We start from the raw sequence: 6,000 nt of genomic DNA on the forward strand, positions 1-6,000 counted from the left end.
TCCGGGCGGCTCGGAAGGAGTAAGGAGAAGCCCATGCAGCACGGTCCCGCGGTGCGCCGCCGCAAACTCGGCGCCGAACTGCGCGCTCTGCGCACCTCGGCGGGACTCACCAGTGGTGAGGCGGCCCGGATGGCGGGCTGGCACCAGTCGAAGGTGAGCCGGATCGAGACCGGCACGAGCGGAGTGAAACCGGCCGATGTGCGGTTACTTCTCGACGTCTACGGCGTGGCCGACCGGCAGTTGCGGGAGTTGCTGCTGGTGCTGTCGGGCAGTGGCGACGGCGGCGGCCGGCACCACTGGTGGCACGCCTATCGCGGCGTGCTGCCGCCCACCTACCGTGACTTCATCAGCCTGGAGTCCCAGGCGAGCGCGATGCGCACCCTGGAGACCACGGTGATCCCGGGGCTGCTGCAGACGCCTGAGTACGCGCGGGCGGTGACGGAGGCCGCCTTGGAGGGGGCGTCCGAGGAGCGGCTGGACGCCCTGGTGGAGGTGCGGCTGGCCCGCCAGGACATCCTGCGCGCCGAGCCGCCCCTGGAGCTGAGCGCGGTCCTGGACGAGGCGGTGCTGCGCCGGGAGGTCGGCGGCCCCGGAGTGATGAGCCGGCAGCTGAACCGGCTGGTCGAGGCGGCCCAGCTGCCCCAAGTGCGGCTGCAGGTCCTCCCGTTCACGGCCGGGGCGCACATCGGCGTCACCGGTCCTTTCGTCATCTTTTCGTTTTCGCGCACTTCTGATCTCGATGTGGTTGTTCTCGACCACTTGACGAGTAGCCTCCATCTGGAGCGGAAAGAAGACCTCCGGGTCTACGTGGAGGCCTTCAACGCCCTTTCGATCCACGCCCTTTCACCCGAGGACTCGTTGGATTTCATCGCCGGCGTGGCAGCCGGCGCGTAAGGAGGCATGATGCCCGTACCGCCTCGGACCATCCCTTCCTGCCTCGCACCGCAGGATGTGCGCTGGCTGCGCAGCAGCTACAGCACGGGGGCCAACAACTGCGTCGAGACGGCCCGGCCGGCCTCCGGCCCCCTGGCCGGACTGCTCGCCGTACGCGACTCCAAGGCCCCGGACGGGCCCGCCCTGCTCTTCTCCCCCGCGAGCTGGGCGGAGTTCGTGACCGCGGTTCGCTGACCGGGGCTCACTTCCGCCGATCCGGACCGTCAACCGTCGTCGCGCGACGCACGGCCGTGCCCCGCCGACTCATGGCCGCGTTTCGCCGATCACCCGGACAGCGCGTTCGATCTCTGCCCCGGACAGGTCCGCGCGGGCGGTCAGTCTGAGCCGTGAGATGCCGTCGGGCACGGAAGGAGGACGGAAGCAGCCCACGGACAGGCCGGCGGCCCGGCAGTCGGCCGCCCATCGCGCGGCCTGCTCCGGGGAAGGGGCACGCACGGAGACGACCGCGGCGTCCGGACGGACCGCTTCCAGTCCCGCGGCCGTCAGCCGGTCGTGCAGTTCGCGCGCGACCGCGCCCGCCCGGGCCGCGCGCGCGGGTTCGCGGCGCAGCAGCCGGAGCGCCGCCAGGGCGGCACCCGCCGCCGCCGGGGCGAGACCGGTGTCGAAGATGAACGTCCGTGCCGCGTTGACCAGATGCCCGATCACCCGGGCCGGACCGAGCACCGCTCCGCCCTGACTGCCGAGCGACTTGGAGAGCGTCACCGTCACCACGACGTCGTCGGCGCCCGCGAGGCCAGCAGCGTGCGGGGCCCCGCGGCCGCCGTCGCCGAGTACACCGAGGCCGTGCGCGTCGTCCAGCACCAGGCCCGCGCCGTGCTCCCGGCACGCCTCGGCCAGGCCGGTCAGCGGGGCCGCGTCGCCGTCCACCGAGAAGACCGTGTCGGACACTGCCACGGCGGGCCCGTCGTGCCCGTCCAGCGCCTTGCGCACGGCATCGGGGTCGCAGTGCGCCGCGACCTGTGTCGTACCGCGGGCCAGCCGGCAGCCGTCGATCAGGGAGGCGTGGTTGCCCGCGTCGGAGACGACAAGGGAGCCGTGCGGGGCGAGCGCCGTGACGGCCGCGAGGTTGGCCGCGTAGCCGGAGGAGAAGACCAGAGCGGCCTCGAAACCGCAGAATCCGGCCAGCTCGGCCTCCAATTCCGCGTGGAGTTCGGTGGTGCCGGTGACGAGCCGGGAGCCGGTGGATCCGCCGCCCCAGGTCCGCGCGGCGCGCGCGGCGCCCTCGGTGACCTCGGGGTGCCGGGCCAGTCCGAGGTAGTCGTTGCTCGCCAGGTCGAGCAGCGGCGTGTCGGCGGCACGGGGACGCAGGGTGCGTACGAGTCCTGCCCGGCGGCGGAGTTCCGCCTGCTCGTCGATCCAGCCGAACGCCATGGCTCCTCCGGGGATTTTGTAGGCAGTGAACAGACACTAGCGGGAGGCCGGACGGGCCACTGTGTGGCAATACCCACACCGTCAAGTGCCTCTGTTGTACGAACTCTCCTTGGCCCGAGTGGGTCCGGTAGGACAGGATCGGCTCTCATGGACCTGCTGAACACGCTGGTGGACAAGGGGCTTCGGCGCGAGACGCCGACCCGTGCGGAAGCACTGGCCGTCCTCGCGACGTCCGACGACGACCTGCTCGAGGTGGTGGCCGCGGCCGGAAAGGTGCGCCGGCACTGGTTCGGCCGGCGGGTGAAACTGAACTATCTCGTCAACCTCAAGTCCGGCTTGTGCCCGGAGGACTGCTCGTACTGTTCCCAGCGGCTCGGCTCCAAGGCCGAGATCCTGAAGTACACCTGGCTGAAACCCGACCAGGCGTCCGAGGCGGCCGCCGCGGGCCTCGCCGGCGGTGCCAAGCGGGTGTGCCTGGTGGCCAGCGGCCGGGGTCCGACCGACCGTGACGTGGACCGGGTCTCCGACACCATCAAGGCGATCAAGGAGCAGAACGAGGGCGTGGAGGTGTGCGCCTGCCTGGGGCTGCTCTCCGACGGGCAGGCCGAGCGGCTGCGCGAGGCGGGCGCCGACGCCTACAACCACAACCTCAACACGTCGGAGTCGACGTACGGGGACATCACGACCACGCACACGTACGCCGACCGGGTGGACACGGTTCAGAAGGCGCACGCGGCCGGTCTCTCCGCCTGCTCCGGGCTGATCGCCGGGATGGGCGAGTCCGACGAGGACCTGGTCGACGTGGTGTTCGCGCTGCGCGAGCTGGACCCGGACTCGGTGCCGGTCAACTTCCTGATCCCGTTCGAGGGGACGCCGCTCGCCAAGGAGTGGAACCTGACGCCGCAGCGGTGCCTCAGGATCCTGGCGATGGTGCGGTTCGTCTGCCCGGACGTCGAGGTGCGGATCGCCGGCGGCCGTGAGGTCCATCTGCGCACGATGCAGCCGCTCGCGCTGCACCTGGCCAACTCGATCTTCCTCGGCGACTACCTCACCAGCGAGGGCCAGGCGGGCAAGGCGGACCTGGAGATGATCGCGGACGCCGGGTTCGAGGTGGAGGGCACCGACCGGGTGACGCTGCCCGAGCACCGCGCGGGTGGCGGGTGCGGGTCCCACGAGGGCGGCGGAGCGTGCGGTTCGTTGGGCGCGGGCGCGGATTCCTCCGGGAGCGCGGCCGAGGAGCCGCGTCCCGATCTGGTCGCCGTGCGCCGCCGGGGCGCCGGAACGGACCTCGCGCCCAATGCCTGAGTCGTCCGTCGCCGAGCTGCTGGAGCTCGACCGGCGGCATGTCTGGCACCCGTACGGGCCCATGCCGGGCCGTGGCGAACCGCTCGTCGTGGAGTCGGCGAGCGGGGTACGGCTGAGGCTCGCCGACGGCTCGGGGGAACTGGTCGACGGCATGTCGTCCTGGTGGTCGGCGATCCACGGCTACAACCACCCGGTGCTCAACGAGGCCGCGCGCGGGCAGCTGGAGCGGATGAGCCATGTGATGTTCGGCGGGCTCACGCACGAGCCCGCCGTGCGGCTGGCAAAGCTCCTTGTCGACATGTCGCCGGACGGGTTGGAGCATGTGTTCCTCGCCGACTCGGGGTCGGTGTCGGTCGAGGTCGCGGTGAAGATGTGCCTGCAGTACTGGCGTTCGCTGGGGCGGCCGGAGAAGCGGCGGCTGCTGACCTGGCGGGGCGGCTACCACGGTGACACCTGGCAGCCGATGTCGGTCTGCGATCCCGACGGCGGAATGCACGAGCTGTGGTCCGGCGTGCTGCCGAGCCAGGTGTTCGCCGACGCCCCGCCGGAGGAGTACGAGGAGTCCTACGCCGACCATCTGCGCGCGATGGTCGAACGGCACGCGGGGGAACTCGCCGCGGTGATCGTGGAGCCGGTGGTGCAAGGGGCGGGAGGGATGCGGTTCCACTCCCCCGCGTACCTGCGGGTGCTGCGGGAAGCGTGCGACGCGCACGACGTGCTACTGGTGTTCGATGAGATCGCGACCGGGTTCGGACGCACGGGGGCGCTGTTCGCGGCGGAGCATGCGGCGGTCACGCCGGATGTGATGTGCGTGGGCAAGGCGCTGACCGGCGGCTATCTGACGATGGCGGCAACCCTGTGCACCGAGCGGGTGGCGGAGGGCATATCGCGCGGTGAGGTGCCGGTGCTGGCGCACGGCCCGACCTTCATGGCCAATCCGCTGGCGGCGGCCGTGGCCTGCGCCTCCATCGGGCTGTTGCTCGGACAGGACTGGCTCGCGGAGGTCAAGCGGATCGAGACGGGCCTGCGGGAGAGGCTGGCCCCGGCGGCCGGGCTGCCCGGGGTGCGGGACGTGCGGGTGCTCGGCGCCATCGGGGTCGTCCAGCTCGATCACGAGGTCGACCTGGATGCGGCCACCCGGGCGGCGGTGCGTGAGGGGGTGTGGCTGCGGCCGTTCCGCGACCTCATCTACACCATGCCGCCGTATGTCACGGGCGACGCGGACGTGGCGCGCATCGCCCGCGCGGTGTGCGCGGCGGCGAAGGAGGGATGACATGCCGGTGATGGTGATCACGGGCACGGGCACCGAGGTCGGCAAGACGGTGGTGACGGCGGCGGTCGCCGCGACGGCGCTGGCGGCCGGCCGTTCGGTCGCCGTGCTGAAGGCGGCGCAGACGGGTGTGCGCCCGGAGGAGCCGGGGGACGCGGAGGAGGTCGCACGGCTTGCCGGTGCGGTGACCACGGCCGAACTCGCCCGCTTCCCGGATCCGTTGGCTCCGGCCACGGCCGCCCGCCGGGCCGGCCGGGCCCCCGTGCATCCGCACGAGGTGGCGGAACGGGCCGCCAAGCTGGCCACCGAGCACGATCTGGTGCTCGTGGAAGGCGCGGGCGGGCTGCTCGTGCGGTTCGACGCGGCGGGCGGGACGCTGGCGGACGCGGCGGCGCTGCTGTCGGCGCCGGTGCTGGTGGTGGCGCCGGCGGGGCTCGGCACCCTGAACGCGACCGAGTTGACGGCACGGGAACTGCGCGGGCGTGGGCTGGACCTGGCGGGTGTCGTCATCGGCAGCTGGCCCGACGAGCCCGATCTGGCGGCGCGCTGCAATCTGCTGGACCTGCCGGACGTGGCGGCTGCGCCTCTGCTGGGCGCCGTTCCGGCCGGGGCGGGCGCCCTCGCCCCCGCCGGGTTCCGGGCGTCGGCACCGCACTGGCTGGCGCCCCGCCTGGAGGGCACCTGGGACGCCGAGGCGTTCCTGATCCGCGAGACACCCTGACGACGGCGGGGCCCCGGGGCCGCCGGGCCTGCTCGAACAGCTGCGCAGCCTGCGGGCAGTCGTGCCGCCGGGGCGGCACGGGTGAGCGCAGGCGGCACCCCTCCAGCTGCGCAGCCTGCGGGCAGTCCTGCCGCTGGGGCGGCACGGGTGGGCGCAGACAGCACCCCTCCAGCTGCGCAGCCTGCGGGCAGTCGTGCCGCTGGGGCGGCACGGGTGGGCGCAGGCGGCACCCCTTCAGCGGGCCGCGGCTTCGCCCCCAACGGTTGGTCGCCCCCGCCGCCCCTTCCCGTCCCGTCCCCGGGGGCGCTGCCCCCGGACCCCCGCTCCTCAAACGCCGGAGGGGCTAAGTTTTGCCGAGCCGCAGCCGCACACCCGCAGG

Annotated in this window: 6 protein-coding genes; 5 read left to right on the forward strand and 1 reads right to left on the reverse strand. The window is 72.8% G+C overall.

The window, feature by feature from the left end:
• Nucleotides 1-33: 33 nt before the first annotated feature.
• Both AB0L56_RS20495 and AB0L56_RS20500 read left to right on the forward strand, forming a co-directional pair.
• On the forward strand, nucleotides 34-894 hold the full coding sequence (locus tag AB0L56_RS20495) for a helix-turn-helix transcriptional regulator (protein ID WP_365425082.1): 861 nt from the start codon (nucleotides 34-36) through the stop codon (nucleotides 892-894).
• A gap of 9 nt (nucleotides 895-903) precedes the next feature.
• A complete protein-coding gene (locus AB0L56_RS20500; protein WP_365425084.1) occupies nucleotides 904-1,128 on the forward strand; it encodes a DUF397 domain-containing protein in 225 nt (74 codons plus the stop codon).
• A 69-nt stretch (nucleotides 1,129-1,197) separates the two neighbouring features.
• On the opposite strand, the gene AB0L56_RS20505 is transcribed toward AB0L56_RS20500, so the two are convergent.
• Nucleotides 1,198-2,325 (reverse strand): 8-amino-7-oxononanoate synthase, encoded by a 1,128-nt coding sequence (locus tag AB0L56_RS20505; RefSeq protein WP_361023966.1) that lies wholly within the window; start codon nucleotides 2,323-2,325, stop codon nucleotides 1,198-1,200.
• 147 nt (nucleotides 2,326-2,472) lie between these two features.
• Here AB0L56_RS20505 and bioB point away from each other — a divergent pair, with 147 nt between their 5' ends.
• From bioB to bioD, 3 genes are read left to right on the forward strand one after another with little or no spacing between them, the layout of a single operon-like run.
• A complete protein-coding gene (gene bioB / locus AB0L56_RS20510) occupies nucleotides 2,473-3,630 on the forward strand; it encodes a biotin synthase BioB (protein WP_365425086.1) in 1,158 nt (385 codons plus the stop codon).
• Nucleotides 3,623-4,903 (forward strand): adenosylmethionine--8-amino-7-oxononanoate transaminase, encoded by a 1,281-nt coding sequence (locus AB0L56_RS20515; RefSeq protein ID WP_365425088.1) that lies wholly within the window; start codon nucleotides 3,623-3,625, stop codon nucleotides 4,901-4,903. The genes bioB and AB0L56_RS20515 overlap by 8 nt, the downstream gene beginning before the upstream one ends.
• A gap of 1 nt (nucleotide 4,904) precedes the next feature.
• The gene (bioD, locus tag AB0L56_RS20520) at nucleotides 4,905-5,621 is read left to right on the forward strand and encodes a dethiobiotin synthase (RefSeq protein ID WP_361023974.1); all 717 of its coding nucleotides are present in this window, start codon (nucleotides 4,905-4,907) and stop codon (nucleotides 5,619-5,621) included.
• The last annotated feature ends 379 nt before the right edge of the window (nucleotides 5,622-6,000 follow it).

It is taken from the genome of Streptomyces sp. NPDC052079 (assembly GCF_040680275.1).
Classification (GTDB): Bacteria; Actinomycetota; Actinomycetes; order Streptomycetales; family Streptomycetaceae; genus Streptomyces.